Genomic DNA, 15,505 nt, shown 5'->3' with positions numbered 1-15,505 from the left:
TCCGCGCCGGCAAATTAGAAAAAGTCTTCCAACAGCTAACCGAGGATCTGAAGCCCGAAGCCGCTTATTTCCACGCCGAGAATGGCGACCGGGGCGGCTTCTTCATCGTGAACATGGCGGAATCATCGCAGATTGCCGATACCGCCGAGCGGCTCTTCTTTGGTTTGAACGCCAAGATCGAACTCGTGCCGGTCATGAATGCCGATGACTTGCGCAAAGGTCTGTCGGGCGTGCAGGAAACGATCCGCCGCTACGGCTGAGTCCCCCTGGACGATGACCTCGCCCTTGCCGGCCGCCGCGTCGTAGTCGCGCTCGAGCCATAAGCGGGCATAGCACCGGAACGGAGCCAGCTTCTGATGGTCGCGGCGCAAGATCGCGTCGGCCTCGACGATCTCGGGCACGACGTCGGGGTCGTAGTTGAGGTTCATGGCGAAGACGCAGCGCGAGCGGTTGTCGGCAGTGCCGAACCGCTCGCGCACGGCCTCCTTCGCGCGTTCTAGGCGCTTCTCGAGCTGGCCGAGGATCTGCCGGCCGCGCTCCACCATCCCCCGCGCCACGGCGATGCCGTCATAGCCCGATGCCGTCATAGCCGCGCCGATCGGCAAAGGCGACCGTTTCGTAATCGGGGTACCGTCAAGATTCGGACGTTTACCTACGTCAACGGCGAAACTGTCAGATTTGGTCCTGAGACTTTGCAGCGAGGGTGTCAATTTACGTTGGAAATACCTTAATCTGACGCGTTCCCCGCCGGGCTCTGACGTCCGGCTGAAGTACGCTTCAACTGGACGACACGCAGGCTTATGAGTCAGCAGTCGGCCAACTGCGGCCCTCCGGCCGCTGATCCGCGCAGACATTCGAGCGTCCGCTCTGCTCCATCAACCGGCTTATGATCGAAGCCAGCGAATTATCCTTTTCCGCTGATCGACATCATTCGTACATCTTGAGCATCTCCGCCAGCGCTCCTTCGATTATCCTGTTCGACAGACTCGGGTCATTCACGGCGCGAGCGAGCGCTATTGAACCAACGCAGGTGCTGAAGATCATCACCGCTTTAGCATGGGCGTCTTCTGTATCCGGCAAAGACTGTGCGAGCAAAGCGATGATCTCACTGACACGTTCGGTGAATGCCTCGCGGGTTGCTTCGGGCGCGCGCGGTACGTCGTTGACTAGCGCTGAAATTGGACAACCTCTGCCGAGGTTGTTCCGATGGCTTTCCGACACATATGTGCTTATCGCGCGCTCAGGCGCCGTCTTGAGCGCGGCCTGAATATGCTCGATGTCCTGCAATGCCATGATGAAAGCCTCCGTCACGAGCGCATCGCGTGACTCGAAATGCTTGTAGAAGCCGCCGACGGTTAAGCCGGCTTCTTTCATGATGTCGCCGACACTGATTCCCTCAATGCCGCGCTCGCGCAAACGCCGTGCGGCGACCTGCACAATCCGCTGATGCGTGGCCAGTTTGCCAGCTTGTGAGTGCCCCATTTTCCAGTCTCAAAGATGCATTGTGCTACGAGTCAACCTCAGGCAATGCCGTTCGCCCGGTGCTCCCGCAGCAGCGGTTAGCTCTCGCCCGACGACCTCACAATTGCCGTCAGTTGCAAAGTCCTGGCAATGCGAAAACCGAGCTCCCGATACAGACGAACGGCGGAAACATTATTCGTGAACACATGAAGGAACGGTATTCTGTCGCGTTCCTGGATGGTTGCCGCCAGGTGCTCCATCAACAGTCGACCCAACCCTCGGCCGCGCCACTCGGGGTGCGTGCACACGGCGCTGATTTCGACGTACTTGCCGGCAGTCATTCGTTCGCCCGCCATCGCCACCAGCTGGCCGCTCTCCCTAACGCCAAAGAAGTGACCCAATTCGTTGGTCCGGGCGTTGAATGGTCCAGGCTCCGTCATTTCGGCGAGTCGGAGCATATCAGGTGTGTCGTAGACACCGAGTCGCATGATCCGCTCATCGGACGATACGGTGAACCTGTTGGCGGCAACCATCTGATTTGCAACAGCCTCGCGCACCACTTCGAAGCCGGGCGGCAAGTCCGGTTTGGCCGCCGTGAAGAATGAAAGGCGCTGTCCCGGCTGGAGCATTGCTGCAACTTGAGAGACGCTTTGCGCAGTGTAATTTTGCGCGGCCCCGAACGGCGCAAATTCCGGGCGATACCGGGCACCGCCTTCGCGGCGCTCGATGAAGGCCGGAGGCGCTTCGCTCAGAGCGATCCATACGGGATTGGCGAGGTATTCCTCGGTCCCGATCTCACTGGCTGCATCAATGCGGGAGGACTGCATGACAAGCTCCTGTTTTGTTCGTCTTCTCTGCTGTGGAATCGCGGTCAGGCGAACCGTGCCGCGTGCTTCCTGATAAAAGCCTGGACCGTCATCGGCGGAGTACCGGTCAAATCCTCAATGAAGGAATTGGTGCCGGCGAAAACGCCTTCCTGGTAATCGACGGCAACCGACAGGAGATGCTGCGTGAAGGTGTCGCTGAATTTTGCATCCGTATTCAGGCGCTGTTTGAACAGATCGAGATCGACTGGTTGGTACGAGACCGTCCTACCCAACGCCTTGCTCATCTCCGCCGCAATCTCATGGTGATTCATCTCGACCGGCCCGTAGAGCGGATAGACCTTGCCCGCGTGCGACGCCGGATCGCGAAGGATCGCGGCAATCACGCGACCCTGATCCTCGGCTGCAATCGGCGCATGGCGCCCTTCGCCAAAAGGCAGACGCAGCATCCCGTCCTTTTTGACGGACGCGACTTGACCCGGGTAGGTCAACCATTGAGCGAAGAACGTGGGGCGCAGATGCGTTACCGACGTGCCGGCCCAGTCGAACACCTGTTCCGAGATCCAGTGGTCTCGCGCGGCATGGCTTTTCGCTTCACGGCGAGCCGAAATCTGCGACATGTTCACAATCGATTCGATTCCGGTCTCACGGGCGGCCTGTGCAAACGAAGCGCTGGCCGCTATCCCACCAGCCTCGATCGGATAAACGAAATAGGCCGATGAGATGCCTTGAAGAGCGCGTGCGACATCGTCGATATCCGAGAGATCGCCAACCAGCACCTCGACGCCCTGTGCGCGCAGCCGCTCTGAGCGAGCGTCCTCGCGTCGCACCAGGGTTCGTACCTGTTCGCCTGCAGCTAAAAGGGCCGTTGTCGCTGCTCCGCCCGTGTCACCAGTCGCGCCTGCGATAAAAAATTTACGAAAAGCCATTTGAAAGCTCCGCTCCATTCGTTAATTGGGAGGGTGATGAACGTTTCAGTCACCGGATCTGAGCTGGAGTATAGTCATAATCCTGAACGGCGATAGATGAGAATTCCGTACTAGTCTTTTGCGGAATGCCGTTCTCGAGGCGGGCGGCAAGTGAGTCACGCTGCGCTTGCGAACTCACGCTGCAAATGGAATCGAAAACCGCGTCCTTTCTGGACGACCGACCACCGGAGAATGCTCCTGCCATGATCGCCCACACGTTCGCCTCACCCCGCCATTCCACGCGCTATTGGGAGGCCGGGCCCGCCGAGGGGCCACTGATGATCCTCCTTCACGGCTGGCCCGGGCTCGGTCTGATGTGGCGCGCGCAGATCGAGGCTTTCGCGTCGGAGGGCTGGCGCTGCATTGCACCGGACATGCGCGGATACGGCGGCTCATCGACACCAGGCGCGCCCGATGCCTATGCACTCAAAGAGATCGTTGACGATATGGTCGAGCTTCATGACCATCTGGGCGCAAGTCCGGCAATATGGGTCGGCCACGACCTCGGAAGCCCGGTGGCCGGGGCGCTGGCTGCGCATCACGCGAAGCGCAGCCGTGCCGTTGTGTTCGTCTCCGTTCCGTATATGCCCGAGAGCTTCGGGTTGCGCAGTCTGCTGCCCCTGGTCGATCGCACGCTCTATCCCGCCGACCAGTATCCGGACGGGCAATGGGACTACTACCGCTTCTATCTGACTCATTTCGATCAGACCGTTACCGACTTCAATGCCGACATAGCGGCGACACTGGCGGCGATCTATCGGTCTGGAGACCCGAAATCCGTGGACCACATCTATCGCTCTGCGCTGGTCTCGCGCAATGGAGGCTGGTTCGGGTCGGCACGTCGCGCGCCGACGGTGGCGCCGGACGCGGCGCTCTGGCCGTCGGCTGACTTCGACGCGCTGGTTAATGTGTTCCGTGTGACCGGTTTTCGTCCGGGTAACGCCTGGTATCTGAACGATGACGCCAACATCGCCTACGCTCGAATTGCGCCCGACAGCGGCCGCCTGAGCCAGCCTGTGCTGTTCGTGAACGGCGAATTTGATGGCATCTGCGATATCACCCGCAGCGCTCTCGGCGAGCCCATGCGAAACGCCTGCACGGATCTGTCTGTGGCGACGCTGGGCGCAGGCCACTGGCTTCCGCTCGAACGCAAGGCTGAACTCGTCCAGGTAATCCGCGCCTGGCTCGAGGCGAAAAGGCTGTCGTAGCCATCACGGTCACATCCTGACCCGGATAGGGTCCTGCAGGTCGACTAAAGGAGTTGAATGAAATGAGCGCATCGAACAGCGATGAAGTGATTTCAGATTTGAGCGATGGCATCAAACAATACGACATTGCGACCAACGGCATTACCTTGCACGTAACGGAGCAAGGTGAGGGGCCAGCAGTGCTGTTCTGCCACGGTTTCCCGGACACCGCCTATACGTGGCGGCGGCAGATGAAGGCCATTGCGGCGGCGGGTTTTCGTGCGATTGCCCCGGATATGCGCGGTTATGGGCGAAGCTCGGCTCCAGTCGACGCAAACCTCTACACACCGTTGCACACGGCAGGCGACCTGATTGGCCTGCTCGATGCGCTAGCGATTCCCCGCGCCGTCCTCGTCGGACATGACTGGGGGGCGACCCATGCATGGAACGCGGCGCTGATGCGCCCGGACAGATTTCCGGCGGTGTTCTGCCTCAGTGTCCCTTTCGTGCCGCGCGGAGACGCTAGTGTTTTCGACAGAATGCGAAAGGCGGGGCTTCAAGACAAGTTCTATATGTTCGAGCAAATTCGGGCCGACGCCGACGAAATCTGGGCCAACGCAGCGGTGACCATTCCCGGCATTCTGTATTGGGCATCGGGTACCGCGCCAGCTGGCCAGCAGTGGAGTCCACTGGATCCGGCTCGAAGCCTTCATCGTACTGCCCCTGGACCGTTGCCTTCGTGGGCCCCAACAGACTATGTAGCGCATAACATCGCGGAATTTCAGCGTACCGGTTTCCACGGAGGGTTGAATTACTACCGCGCGGCGGAGCCGTATTTCGCCTTGTCCGCTCCGTGGAAGGGCGCGAAGATCGTTCAGCCGTCGTTTTTTATCTGGGGCAAGGCGGACGGTCTGAAAGAGCTATATCCGCTTAGCCTCGACGACCTTCGCGCCGGCTTACCGGGCCTTGTAGGAGGACTCGAACTCGATAACGTGGGGCATTGGGTTCAGCATGAGGCCGCCGCCGATGTCAGCGATCAACTGCTGAAGTTCGTGCGTACCCTTGATCTCGCATGATCGTTTCGGACACTGTCCGGTGTAGTCTCTGCTCCTGGCTCCGTTTAATCGAGCGAAGAAAATGGCGGCGTAACGGGGCCTGAAGTTCTTCTTCACAGTCACGCTCGACCGGCCCGAGCTGATGGTCAGGATGCAACCGGTGCGCGTGCCCCGCATATTGCCCGTCGTGCTCAGTCCCGATGAAGTGCGGCGACTGATCGAGGCGGCCGGCAACCTGAAGCACCAGACCACGCTGTCGGTCGCGTACGGCGCGGGGCTACGCGCCAGCGAAGTGGTAGCGCTGAAGGTCACCGACGTCGACAGCGAACGCATGACACTGCGCATCGAGCAGGGCAAGGGGCGCCGTGACCGCTACGCCATGCTCTCGCCGGTGCTGCTCGAGCGTCTGCGTGTGTGGTGGGCGCGTGGCCCGTGCGCAGGGCAGGATGCTCGATGGCGGGTGGCTGTTTCCCGGGCTCGATTCGCTCGATCCGTTAAGCACGCGACAGTTGAACCGTGCCATTCATGCCGCCGCCGAGGCTGCGAACATCGACAAGCGCATGTCCATGCACACGCTGCGGCATAGCTTTGCGACACACCTGCTTGAACAGAAGGTGGACATCCGCGTGATCCAGGTGCTGCCCGGCCATGCGAAGCTTGAGAACACCGCGCTCTGCGTCCAGGTGGCCACCGACCTGCTGCACGAGGTCACCAGTCCGCTGGACCGCCTGCCTGCCGGGTAGGCCCGCGCGCTGTAACGCCTCATGCTGGAGGTTGCGGACATCTTCCGCAGCCATGGACCAGCGTGGCAAACCACGACACACCTGAGCCTGGGGCAGCTGAAGGTCATGTCGGCCATCGAACGGTGCCGCACGGCGGCACTGGGCGGACATGTGCTGCGCTGTTCAGGCTGCGCAAGCACAGAGGTGTCCTTCAACTCGTGCCGTGACCGGCATTGCCCGAAGTGCCAGGCCAGCGCCGCACACCGCTGGCTGGAGGCACGCCAGGCCGCTCTGCTACCCGTCGAATACTTCCACGTCGTCTTCACGCTGCCCGCGCCCGTCAGTGCGATCGCCTGGTACAACAAACGGATCATCTACGGCCTGCTGCTCGACATCGCCGCTGACACGCTGCGTACCATCGCCGCGGATCCCAGGAACCTCGGCGCCCGGGTCGGCGCCACGCTCGTACTGCACACCTGGGGCTCGGCGCTCACGCATCACCCGCATGTGCACGGCATCGTGCCCGGTGGCGGGCTGTCGCCTGACGGTGAGCGCTGGATCGCCTGCCGGCCCGGCTTCTTCCTGCCCGTGCGCGTCCTGTCACGCCTGTTCCGGCGCCGCTTCCTCGAGGCACTCCAGTCGGTTCACCACCGTGGCGACCTGCAGTTCTTCGGCGAGTACACCGGGCTCGCTGACCCCGCCACCTTTGCCCGGTGGCTTGCGCCGCTACGTACCTGCGAATGGGTGGTCTACGCCAAGCGCCCGTTCGCCGGACCGAAGGCGGTGCTCGAGTACCTCTCACGCTACACGCACCGCGTCGCCATCTCCAACCAGCGCCTGGTCACCTTCGATGAGCGTGGCGTGACGTTCCGCTGGAAGGACTACCGTGCGAAGGGACGCACCCGCTACAAGACCCTGACCCTCGAAACCGGCGAATTCATACGCCGCTTCCTGCTCCATGTGCTACCCGGCGGCTTCCATCGGATCGGTCATTACGGACTGCTCGCCAACCCGGTGCGCCGTACCAGTCTCGCGAGGGTGCGCAATCTGCTGCACGTCGCACCCGAGATCAGCCCGTCACCGGACGAGGCCATCGTCGCAACCCGCCCCGTCTTCATCTGCCGGCACTGCGGCGCACCGATGATCGTCATCGACATCCTCGCGCGCAGCGCCCCGATCCGTGCACCGCCAATGCGCCGGGATCAGACATGAACTCCACGGTTCCTCGACCTGCCTGTCGAACGTTCGCTCTGCGGCAACGCGGCCCAGGGGCGGACGTTTGCGCGTGTCGCTTCGCGAAGCGCTTCGCCCGCGCGCGTCATCCTCGCGCATGCACGACTGCACCGCTCCGCCACGGCGTCAGCGCCCGCTTGGCACCTCGCCTGACCGTGCCGCATCCGACGCCACTCAGCATCCCGGTCTATCAATCGCCATAGCCGTGAAGCTCCGAGCGCATCGGAGCACTCCGCGGTTTCCTCCATCGGGCTTATTCGACGCCTGCCGACATGCGCGGAGGCATGCACATTCCTGCGGCCGATGGCAGGCATCGAATAAACCTTAACGACCTCGGCCTGACGGGGGCGCCCGTAAACCTCAACAGACCTCCGCCCCGCCTATTCGCGAGGACCCGACCGTATGCTACGATCGTTGCAGGTCATGGCCGAGGACGGGGGATTGCCAACATGCTCAACGTTCGTCCACTTGAAGAGCGCGACCTGCCGGAGGGGCAGCGCATCGTGCGGCGCGCCTTCGGTACCTTCTTCGGCGTCGCCGATCCCGATAATTTCTGGACCGATTTCGACTACGTCTATGGCCGCTTCGGATGCGAGCATACCGCCGCCTTCGCTGCCGACCACGACGGCACGCTCGCCGGCGTCAACTTCGCCACCAACTGGGGCAGTGTCGGCTTTTTCGGCCCACTCTCGGTTCGCCCTGATCTGTGGGACAAGGGCATCGCCCAGCCGCTGGTCGCAGCGGTCTCGGAACAATTCGCGGACTGGGGCACGCGCCATGCCGGCCTGTGCACGTTCGCCCAAAGCACGAAGCACATTTGGCTCTATCAGAAGTTCGGCTTCTATCCGCGCTTTCTCACCGCGATCATGGCGGCGCCGGCGGCGTCCGGCCCGCTGCCGCAGGACGCGCGCTATACGGCGCTCGCGGCCGGCGAGCGGCGGGCGGCGGAAGAAGCGAGCCGCGCGCTCAGCGACGAGATCCTCGACGGTCTCGATCTCTCCGCTGAGATCCGCACCGTCGCCGCGCGCGGCCTCGGCGACGCCCTGCTGTTATGGGAGCGTTCGGGCCAGTTGGGCGGCTTCGCGGTTTGCCATTGGGGACCGGCGAGCGAGGCCGGTGCCGATTGTCTCTTCATCAAATTCGGCGCGGTGCGCCCCGGTCCGGGTGCCTCCGATCGGTTCGGCGCGCTGCTCGACGCCGCCGGCGCGCTCGCCACCGCATTGGGGATGGCGAGGGTCCTGGTTGGGGTCAATACCGGGCGCGAGCAAGCCTATCGCCAGATGATGGCACGCGGTTTCCGCAGCCAAATGCAGGTGGTGACCATGCATCGGCCTAACGAGCCTGCCTACAGCCGCCCTAACGACTTCGTCCTCGACGATTGGCGCTAGGAAGTTCTGCTCACCTCCTGCCCCACCGATCTCGGCGACATGTGGCCGTCGATGCTTCCCACGATGGAAGACGAGGCGGATTTCCCCGCCCGACGACATGAAGACAGAGTCGGTTTCCTCTCCATTGCGCCACCGTCTATCGGAGCCCCTGCCGCGCGAGCGGTCTAGGCCCGCGATCCGAAGCGGACTTTCCAATGAATAGCGGATTCAACCTGTGTGAACGGACACTCAAATGTCCAAATCGTGGCAATGGCGAACGACCGCATATGGCACCCTCTTGCGCTTCGATTGCCCTCACGAATGGCCACTAGCAGACTTGTACCCAAGGATTCAGTCTGGTCGTGAAAACGCCAAGTCACAACGCCAGCCGAGCGACGTTGCTAATGCTGCGGTGACGCTTCCACAAGGCTCTTAAGTCGCAAGACTGCCGTATCCGATTCAGATTGAATCCGCGCGCGCAGCACGGACCAGTTCAATATCGCGAACCACAACGACGGCGCGCGATAGGTGAATTCACGTTCGAAACGGGTTCCGCTCACAGTCGATGTCAGCGAATAAGTGACGGTGCCGGCCGATCTGCCGTCAATCTTTCCTGCTATCACCCACTTGCTCGGACGCACACGTGCCGCGACTGTCCACACAACGCGGCCACGCCTGCCCGCCACCCTGAATTCCTCCGTTACCTGCTCGCCCACATCGAGCGAATGTTCCACCGAACCGCTGACCGCGAGCGATGACGGATGCCAGATTGGCCAGTGAGCCGGCGTCGTGACATAGTCGAACACGACCGTGGGAGGGCGTTGTATCGACGCAACCGAAATGATGCGCGTGTCGAGCGCAATTCGCTGCGGCAACGGGATAAAGAGCACCGCGATGGCGACGAGCACCGCCAATATTGCGGTGACGAACCGCGTACGGATTTTCATAGCGCCTTGTACTCTCCGCTGTCACAGGCGAAGCTATTTTACGGCGGAGTGGAAAGGACGGCGATCGGCGGCATCCGCCAGGTGCAACGGCCATTCGCTCGGTCAGATTGGCCAGCACATTGTCGGCCTAAGCGGTCAGTCCCCAGGGTGCTCAGTAGCGACGCGGATATCTGCTTTGAATTCGGACCGCTCCGTAGGGAGGCGAATGCGGGGGCCGGATTTCGTTCCCGTGACCCTGTCGGCCCTACTCGCACAGCGGATTTTATATGTCACGCTATGACACTTTTGCGGGGGAGTCGCTAATGGTACATAACCCCGGCGCTTATGACAGGAAATCGCGCCTACCGGGGCCCCCCTAATAGACCTAATAGAGCCGTAAGACTTCCTTGATCTGACGCATGGATAACCTGTTGTTCGGCATTCGCACTCCCGACGCAAAAACGTCGAGGGTGCCATGGGTTACCCGCGTCGTTACCTCACATTCCAGCGCTCGACTTCACGTGAAATTCATGCTCGGGCAGTCGTGGAATCCGCGCTCGGGCAAGCGTGGAATCTGCGCTCGACTTGCCGTCGAATACGCACTTGTACGTCGCGTCAGGGACACGATGTCCGTTCTCGCGTACTGCAATGGCCTACGCTCTGGCGCCGTCTCTCAGCAACTCAGGTCAGCTTATTGCGAGAAAACGGTTTATTGCGCGACTGGCGACACTTGGAACACGCAGTGGTCGTGGCCTTCCGCTGCGCATTGCACTTCCTTCGACTGCGAGCGCGGAGCGCCCTCGCCGGCTTCAGTAGTGTCGTTCACCCAGTCCATAGCGCCGGCGAACCAGCCCGCGAACATGTAGCAAAGCTTGCCGTGCTTGCCCGGTTGCGCCAGCACGAAGGATGAGTGACGGAGTTCGACGCGCGCACGCGCGCTCACCGGATCGACTTCGACGATCGTGAAGATGCCCCATCCTCGTTGCGAAAGACGCTTCACGTAATGCTCGAATACGGCTATGCCACTGATGCCGTGCTGCTTTGCTTCCTTGTCGCACCAGTGATAGGCCGACTTGTAACCCGCCTTGTAGAGGATCTCCGCGTAGGCATCACGCCCGAGCGCCTCTTCGACAGCCGTGTGATTGTTCGTGAAGAAATGGCGCGGGACGTACAGCATCGGCAGTGCGTCAGAGGTCCAGACGCCAGTGTTCGGATCGACGTCGATCGGCAGTTGCGGTTGCATCGCGAGGGTGCTCCGAGGGGTGAGTTTCGGTTCGCGCGGGCGCTCGTCACGGCGCCCGTCGCGTTTCGATGAATGAGGATCGGGCTTCGGTGCTTATGCGCCCCAGACATCGCGGAACACGCGCACCCAGTTTTCGCCCATGATCTTGCGGATGCGCGTCTCGCTCCAGCCTGCGCGCTGCATGGCCGCGGTGAGGTTCGGGAACTCGCCGATCGTGCGGATGCCTTCCGGGTTCACGACCTTGCCGAAGTTCGTCAGACGGCGATAGCGGCCCTTGTCGTGCGTGAGCCAGTCGAAGAAGTCGACGCTGTAGCCTTGCGTGAAATCGGTGCCGATGCCCACCGTATCTTCGCCGGCCAGGTTGACGACATAGTCGATGGCTTCGATGTAGTCCTCGACCGTCGCATCGATTCCGCGCTTGAGGAACGGCGCGAACATCGTCACGCCGATGAAGCCGCCGGCCTCGGCGATTTCCTTCAGCTGTTCATCGGACTTGTTGCGCGGGTGCGCCTTGAGACCCGACGGCAGGCAATGCGAATAGCAGACCGGCTTCTTCGAGAACGCAATGGCCTCCGACGACGTATTGCCACCAACGTGCGACAGATCGACCATGATCCCGATGCGGTTCATTTCGGTAATCACTTCGCGGCCGAAATCCGACAGCCCACCGTCGCGCTCATAGCAACCGGTGCCGACCAGGTTCTGCGTGTTGTAGCAAAGCTGCACGACGCGCACGCCCATGTCGGCGAAGGCTTCGATATAGCCGAGGTTGTCCTCGAACGCATGCGCGTTCTGGAAGCCCAGGATCACCCCAGTGCGGTTTTCCTTCTTCGCACGCGCGATGTCTTCGGTGGTGCGCACGAGCGTCAGCAACTCACTGTTTGCGCGGATCTGCTGCTTCATCAACGAGATGTTGTCGACGGTCTTCGTAAAGCTCTCCCACACCGACACCGTACAGTTGGCCGCGGTGATGCCGCCCTTCCTCATGTCCTCGAACACCGAGCGGTCGAATTTCGAAATGTTCAGGCCGTCGATGATGATGCTGTTCTCATGCAGATTGCTCATTCGATGCTCCGTATAGGCTTCTGGCGCGTGGGGTCGCTATGGCTGTGCGCAAGCTTGGAGGATCAGGCGGCCAACCTCGCGGAATTCGCCGACGCCAAGGCCGCGCGTCGTGCCGGCCGGCAGTCTCGGGAAAGCTTCGAACGATCCGGGCTACCTGAGCGGTCGCTGCGCTCCGAGCATCTCGCCTATAGCTGGGTCGTTGTCAGTGCCCACATCTTGCAAGGACATTCGTGAAGTTTCTGGAAGCATCATCCCGCCGATCAGGCCCATGAAAGATACGGCGATCAGATACAAAGCGGGCGACATATTGTTTCCGGTCGTGCCGATCAACCAGGTAGCGACCAACGGCGCGGTGCCCCCGAAGATCGTGTAGGCGAGGTTATAGGTAATGGCCGACCCGGTATAGCGCATCCTGGTTGGGAACACTTCCGACAACAACGCAGCCGTCACCACGCCCGACAACACCGCGCCTGTCGCGAGCATTGCCACGCCGATCAGTGCTGACAGAAATTGTCCCGAGCCCGCGAGCGAGAACGAGGGATAGACGATTACAATCAACAGCGCGCACGTGGTGAATAATGTCATGCGGCGCCCGGCGAAATCAGAATACAGGCCGGCAAGCGGACAAATGGCCGCAGCAAACAAAAGTGCCACAACGGTGATCAGCAGCGAAGTTGCGCGACTCATGTGTCCTACGACCTGCAGATATGTCGCGAAACAGGTAGTAAAGGTATAGAAGGACAATGCTGTCACTGAAATAAATGCACCGAGCTTCAGAATGCCGCCCGCCTGCGTACGGAACGTTTCGCGTAACGGCGCATGCGCCACCTGGTGCTCGCCTTCAAGAGCGCGGAAGGCGGGTGTTTCATTGAGACTGATGCGCAGGTACAGCCCGATGAGCCCGATGGGTGCGGACGCGAGGAACGGCACGCGCCATCCCCACGCGCGCATTGCATCAGCCGAAAGCGTTGCATCAAGCGCATAAGCGACGACGGCCGCGATCGCAAATGAAGAAAAAGTCGACACGGGAATAAAGCTGCCGTACCAGCCGCGTTTGTTTTGCGGCGCGTGCTCCATTACGTAGGCACAGGCGCCAGCATACTCACCACCGGCCGAAAAGCCCTGCACGCAGCGAATCACGGTTAGCAACAACGGCGCGAGAGCACCGATGGCGGCGTAGTTCGGCAGCAGGCCGATCAGTGTGGTCGCCCCGGCCATCATCAAGATGGTCAGCGCCAGCGTGCGTTTGCGCCCAATCCTATCTCCAATTACGCCAAACACTATGCCACCGACCGGACGAAATGCGAAAGCCACTGCAAACACCGCGAAAGTCTTCAGGAGGCCCGCGGATGGATCGCTGCTCGGAAAAAACTCGCTAGTGAGGATAGTTGCGAGGAAACCATACGCTGCGAAATCGAACCATTCAACAAAGTTACCAATCGAGGCAGCCATGATGACTTTGCGCAGTGTTCTAATATCGACTTCAGGGGACGGTGCCTTAGACATTCGATACTCCCGTAGTTGCTGTGAGCGTGCCGTGAAAGCATCACCCACATGCGTAATCGATCGCGCTTCAAAAAGTGAGGATCGGTAGAGAGTAGAAGGGACCAAAAGTCGGCGTCATAGAACATTCCCGCCATTACGTTGTAACGAGAGCGCCAGGTTTTCAGCGCGCTGATTCGACTTCCGGTATTTTGAGCGAGGCGGAGGGTCGGCCGGGATTCGCAAAAAATCCGCCGTATCCCGCCTCTCCCATCTCGACCTAAGCCACTGATTTTAATGCGAAATCGACCGTCGGATCGAGCGGAGGCACGGGTCGCCGGAGATCGGGCAGATAGTCACCGAGCGCGTCGTCCAGGCTGAAGAAGCGCTGATTGCGTAGGCGGGCGATGACCCATCTCAGCGCCAGAAGGAGCGACAACTCTGCTTTCGGCTTATCGCGGGGTTTTTTACTCCGGGCTGGAATGACCGCCACGAAGTAATGCGAAGCCATCTCCTGACGGATCTTCCTCTGGCCAAATTGGCCGCCTTCGCCTTATGTATCAAGGCTCGCGGGCGGTTTTTTGACGATCGTCAGCCGATTTATTGGCATGTATTCTGCAAGCGGCCTCGATGCAATCGCCTTGTTCTCGCGCGTGAGCAGCGTCGCCAGCGTTTCCCGTTCGTTGTGTCGAGCGCCGCCGCCGAGCCGCGCAGCACGTCCTGGCGCAGACGTGCATCCTGCGCCCACGTCGTGCGATCGAACACATGGCGCGCGGCGGCGATGGCGGCATCGGCTTCATCCGCGCCGCCGTCGGCGAACCGGTCGATGGCCTCGCCCGTGGCGGGATCGATGCTGTCGAGCGTAGGCGTGCCGGTCCATTCGCCGGCAATCCAGCGTGATGCGTTCATGCGGAGCGTTCCTTCAAAGAAGGGGATGGTTCGTTACACGAAATATTCGAGGCTTGATGCAGCTCGTCGCCGATGATCGCGATCAGCGCTTCGGCCGCCGCGCTCAACGGCCTTCGCGGATGGCTCACGCAGACGACATGCCGCACGATGCGCGGCGCGAGAATCGGGCACGCGCGCAAGGTGCCATGCCGCGCGGCGCGCTCGACCACGATGCGCGGCAGGATCGTCGCAAAGCGCGTGTTTTCGACGAGCTTGAGGATGGTCGAGAGCACGTCGATTTCGAAGCGCGGCGCGAGCAGCACGTCTTCATGCTGCGCGGCGCTGTCGAGCACGCCGCGCAGGCCGTGGCGCTTGGTCGGCAGCACGAGTTCCAGTTCGGGCAGCTGCGCGAGTTCAATGGCGTGCGGCAGATCGGGGCCGTGCGCGGCGCTGGTTGCGAGCACCATCTCTTCGTCGAGCAGCGCGCGGGAGTCGAGCGACAGACGCGCGCGCGGCTTGTTGATGATCGCGGCTTCCAACTGACCGCCCGCCACCCAGTCGATGAAAGTCGCGCTGTAGCCGTCGGCGACCGTGACTTCGACGTCCGGATATTGCGCGTGAAAGCGCGAGAGCGAATCCGCGAGCACGCTCTCCGTGACGGACGCAATCAGCCCGATGCCGACGTGTCCCGTCACGACTTCATCGCGCTGAACGATCTGCTGCCGCGCGTGTGCGAGGTCGCGCATGATCGGCAGAAACAGGCGATACATCAGCCGCCCCGCCGCGGTCGGCGCCATGCCGTGCGCGCCGCGCTCGAAGAGTTGCTGATGCAGTTCGTCCTCGAGCTTCGCGATCTGCATGCTGAGCGCGGGCTGCACGATATTCAGGCGCTTGGCCGCCCGCGTAACCGAGCCGTCCTCGAACAGCGCGATGAAGTACTGAATTTGCTTGAGGTCCATCTCATCCCTCGTGCATCAGCGATGCTAATAGCCGCCACCTGCATTATCACGTCGAACGGTGCGTGCCTGCCGCGCGCCGTTGCCGCCCGCGCCCGCCAGTACGGGTTGCGGGACGGATCTATTGA

Annotated in this window: 15 protein-coding genes and 1 pseudogene; 5 read left to right on the top strand and 11 right to left on the bottom strand. The window is 61.4% G+C overall.

Annotated elements, in window-relative coordinates; all coding sequences use genetic code 11:
* Positions 1 to 122: 122 nt before the first annotated feature.
* The 4 genes from OKW26_RS06470 to OKW26_RS06455 all read right to left on the bottom strand — a co-directional run bounded on the left by OKW26_RS06470 (position 123) and on the right by OKW26_RS06455 (position 3,214).
* Positions 123 to 587 (bottom strand): hypothetical protein, encoded by a 465-nt coding sequence (locus OKW26_RS06470; RefSeq protein WP_429353035.1) that lies wholly within the window; start codon positions 585 to 587, stop codon positions 123 to 125.
* 340 nt (positions 588 to 927) lie between these two features.
* Positions 928 to 1,482 carry a TetR/AcrR family transcriptional regulator gene (locus OKW26_RS06465; protein ID WP_429353034.1) on the bottom strand — a complete coding sequence of 185 codons (555 nt, stop codon included), beginning with the start codon at positions 1,480 to 1,482 and terminating at the stop codon, positions 928 to 930.
* A gap of 77 nt (positions 1,483 to 1,559) precedes the next feature.
* Positions 1,560 to 2,288: a GNAT family N-acetyltransferase gene (locus OKW26_RS06460; protein ID WP_184063187.1), complete on the bottom strand. Its 729-nt coding sequence runs from the start codon at positions 2,286 to 2,288 to the stop codon at positions 1,560 to 1,562.
* Positions 2,289 to 2,332: 44 nt separating this feature from the next.
* Complete coding sequence (locus OKW26_RS06455) at positions 2,333 to 3,214, bottom strand: NmrA family NAD(P)-binding protein (RefSeq protein ID WP_184063184.1); 882 nt, start codon at positions 3,212 to 3,214, stop codon at positions 2,333 to 2,335.
* Between the two features lie 242 nt (positions 3,215 to 3,456).
* Here OKW26_RS06455 and OKW26_RS06450 point away from each other — a divergent pair, with 242 nt between their 5' ends.
* The 5 genes and pseudogenes from OKW26_RS06450 to OKW26_RS06430 all read left to right on the top strand — a co-directional run bounded on the left by OKW26_RS06450 (position 3,457) and on the right by OKW26_RS06430 (position 8,838).
* Positions 3,457 to 4,461 carry an alpha/beta fold hydrolase gene (locus tag OKW26_RS06450; RefSeq protein ID WP_429353033.1) on the top strand — a complete coding sequence of 335 codons (1,005 nt, stop codon included), beginning with the start codon at positions 3,457 to 3,459 and terminating at the stop codon, positions 4,459 to 4,461.
* A gap of 62 nt (positions 4,462 to 4,523) precedes the next feature.
* A complete protein-coding gene (locus OKW26_RS06445) occupies positions 4,524 to 5,516 on the top strand; it encodes an alpha/beta hydrolase (protein ID WP_184063183.1) in 993 nt (330 codons plus the stop codon).
* Positions 5,517 to 5,592: 76 nt separating this feature from the next.
* Positions 5,593 to 6,238: pseudogene (locus OKW26_RS06440) on the top strand (tyrosine-type recombinase/integrase); the annotation flags it as partial.
* Positions 6,239 to 6,259: 21 nt separating this feature from the next.
* Positions 6,260 to 7,429 (top strand): IS91 family transposase, encoded by a 1,170-nt coding sequence (locus OKW26_RS06435; RefSeq protein ID WP_429353032.1) that lies wholly within the window; start codon positions 6,260 to 6,262, stop codon positions 7,427 to 7,429.
* 470 nt (positions 7,430 to 7,899) lie between these two features.
* On the top strand, positions 7,900 to 8,838 hold the full coding sequence (locus OKW26_RS06430; protein WP_429353031.1) for a GNAT family N-acetyltransferase: 939 nt from the start codon (positions 7,900 to 7,902) through the stop codon (positions 8,836 to 8,838).
* 380 nt (positions 8,839 to 9,218) lie between these two features.
* On the opposite strand, the gene OKW26_RS06425 is transcribed toward OKW26_RS06430, so the two are convergent.
* The 7 genes from OKW26_RS06425 to OKW26_RS06395 form a co-directional block, all read right to left on the bottom strand.
* The gene (locus OKW26_RS06425) at positions 9,219 to 9,764 is read right to left on the bottom strand and encodes an SRPBCC family protein (RefSeq protein ID WP_184063177.1); all 546 of its coding nucleotides are present in this window, start codon (positions 9,762 to 9,764) and stop codon (positions 9,219 to 9,221) included.
* 688 nt (positions 9,765 to 10,452) lie between these two features.
* Positions 10,453 to 10,986: a DUF5943 domain-containing protein gene (locus OKW26_RS06420; protein ID WP_429353030.1), complete on the bottom strand. Its 534-nt coding sequence runs from the start codon at positions 10,984 to 10,986 to the stop codon at positions 10,453 to 10,455.
* Between the two features lie 93 nt (positions 10,987 to 11,079).
* Positions 11,080 to 12,051: a dipeptidase gene (locus OKW26_RS06415; RefSeq protein ID WP_429353029.1), complete on the bottom strand. Its 972-nt coding sequence runs from the start codon at positions 12,049 to 12,051 to the stop codon at positions 11,080 to 11,082.
* Between the two features lie 150 nt (positions 12,052 to 12,201).
* Positions 12,202 to 13,557 (bottom strand): MFS transporter, encoded by a 1,356-nt coding sequence (locus OKW26_RS06410; RefSeq protein ID WP_429353028.1) that lies wholly within the window; start codon positions 13,555 to 13,557, stop codon positions 12,202 to 12,204.
* Positions 13,558 to 13,813: 256 nt separating this feature from the next.
* The gene (locus tag OKW26_RS06405; RefSeq protein ID WP_429354253.1) at positions 13,814 to 14,044 is read right to left on the bottom strand and encodes a hypothetical protein; all 231 of its coding nucleotides are present in this window, start codon (positions 14,042 to 14,044) and stop codon (positions 13,814 to 13,816) included.
* A gap of 89 nt (positions 14,045 to 14,133) precedes the next feature.
* The gene (locus OKW26_RS06400) at positions 14,134 to 14,442 is read right to left on the bottom strand and encodes an aldehyde dehydrogenase family protein (protein ID WP_429353027.1); all 309 of its coding nucleotides are present in this window, start codon (positions 14,440 to 14,442) and stop codon (positions 14,134 to 14,136) included.
* Positions 14,439 to 15,380 (bottom strand): LysR family transcriptional regulator, encoded by a 942-nt coding sequence (locus tag OKW26_RS06395; RefSeq protein ID WP_184063167.1) that lies wholly within the window; start codon positions 15,378 to 15,380, stop codon positions 14,439 to 14,441. The genes OKW26_RS06400 and OKW26_RS06395 overlap by 4 nt, the downstream gene beginning before the upstream one ends.
* Positions 15,381 to 15,505 lie beyond the last annotated feature (125 nt).

This window comes from Paraburkholderia sp. 32 (assembly GCF_050435345.1).
Taxonomy (GTDB): domain Bacteria; phylum Pseudomonadota; class Gammaproteobacteria; order Burkholderiales; family Burkholderiaceae; genus Paraburkholderia; species Paraburkholderia tuberum.
This window is presented reverse-complemented; position numbering and strand designations above follow the sequence as displayed.

Bases quoted from the DNA above. Each gene is read 5' to 3' on its own strand.
- OKW26_RS06405 (WP_429354253.1), bottom strand. From the start codon at position 14,044: ATGGCTTCGCATTACTTCGTGGCGGTCATTCCAGCCCGGAGTAAAAAA.
- OKW26_RS06395 (WP_184063167.1), bottom strand. From the start codon at position 15,380: ATGGACCTCAAGCAAATTCAGTACTTCATCGCGCTGTTCGAGGACGGC.
- OKW26_RS06415 (WP_429353029.1), bottom strand. From the start codon at position 12,051: ATGAGCAATCTGCATGAGAACAGCATCATCATCGACGGCCTGAACATT.
- OKW26_RS06470 (WP_429353035.1), bottom strand. From the start codon at position 587: ATGACGGCATCGGGCTATGACGGCATCGCCGTGGCGCGGGGGATGGTG.
- OKW26_RS06455 (WP_184063184.1), bottom strand. From the start codon at position 3,214: ATGGCTTTTCGTAAATTTTTTATCGCAGGCGCGACTGGTGACACGGGC.
- OKW26_RS06445 (WP_184063183.1), top strand. From the start codon at position 4,524: ATGAGCGCATCGAACAGCGATGAAGTGATTTCAGATTTGAGCGATGGC.
- OKW26_RS06460 (WP_184063187.1), bottom strand. From the start codon at position 2,288: ATGCAGTCCTCCCGCATTGATGCAGCCAGTGAGATCGGGACCGAGGAA.
- OKW26_RS06430 (WP_429353031.1), top strand. From the start codon at position 7,900: ATGCTCAACGTTCGTCCACTTGAAGAGCGCGACCTGCCGGAGGGGCAG.
- OKW26_RS06425 (WP_184063177.1), bottom strand. From the start codon at position 9,764: ATGAAAATCCGTACGCGGTTCGTCACCGCAATATTGGCGGTGCTCGTC.
- OKW26_RS06435 (WP_429353032.1), top strand. From the start codon at position 6,260: ATGCTGGAGGTTGCGGACATCTTCCGCAGCCATGGACCAGCGTGGCAA.
- OKW26_RS06420 (WP_429353030.1), bottom strand. From the start codon at position 10,986: ATGCAACCGCAACTGCCGATCGACGTCGATCCGAACACTGGCGTCTGG.
- OKW26_RS06465 (WP_429353034.1), bottom strand. From the start codon at position 1,482: ATGGGGCACTCACAAGCTGGCAAACTGGCCACGCATCAGCGGATTGTG.
- OKW26_RS06410 (WP_429353028.1), bottom strand. From the start codon at position 13,557: ATGTCTAAGGCACCGTCCCCTGAAGTCGATATTAGAACACTGCGCAAA.
- OKW26_RS06400 (WP_429353027.1), bottom strand. From the start codon at position 14,442: ATGAACGCATCACGCTGGATTGCCGGCGAATGGACCGGCACGCCTACG.
- OKW26_RS06450 (WP_429353033.1), top strand. From the start codon at position 3,457: ATGATCGCCCACACGTTCGCCTCACCCCGCCATTCCACGCGCTATTGG.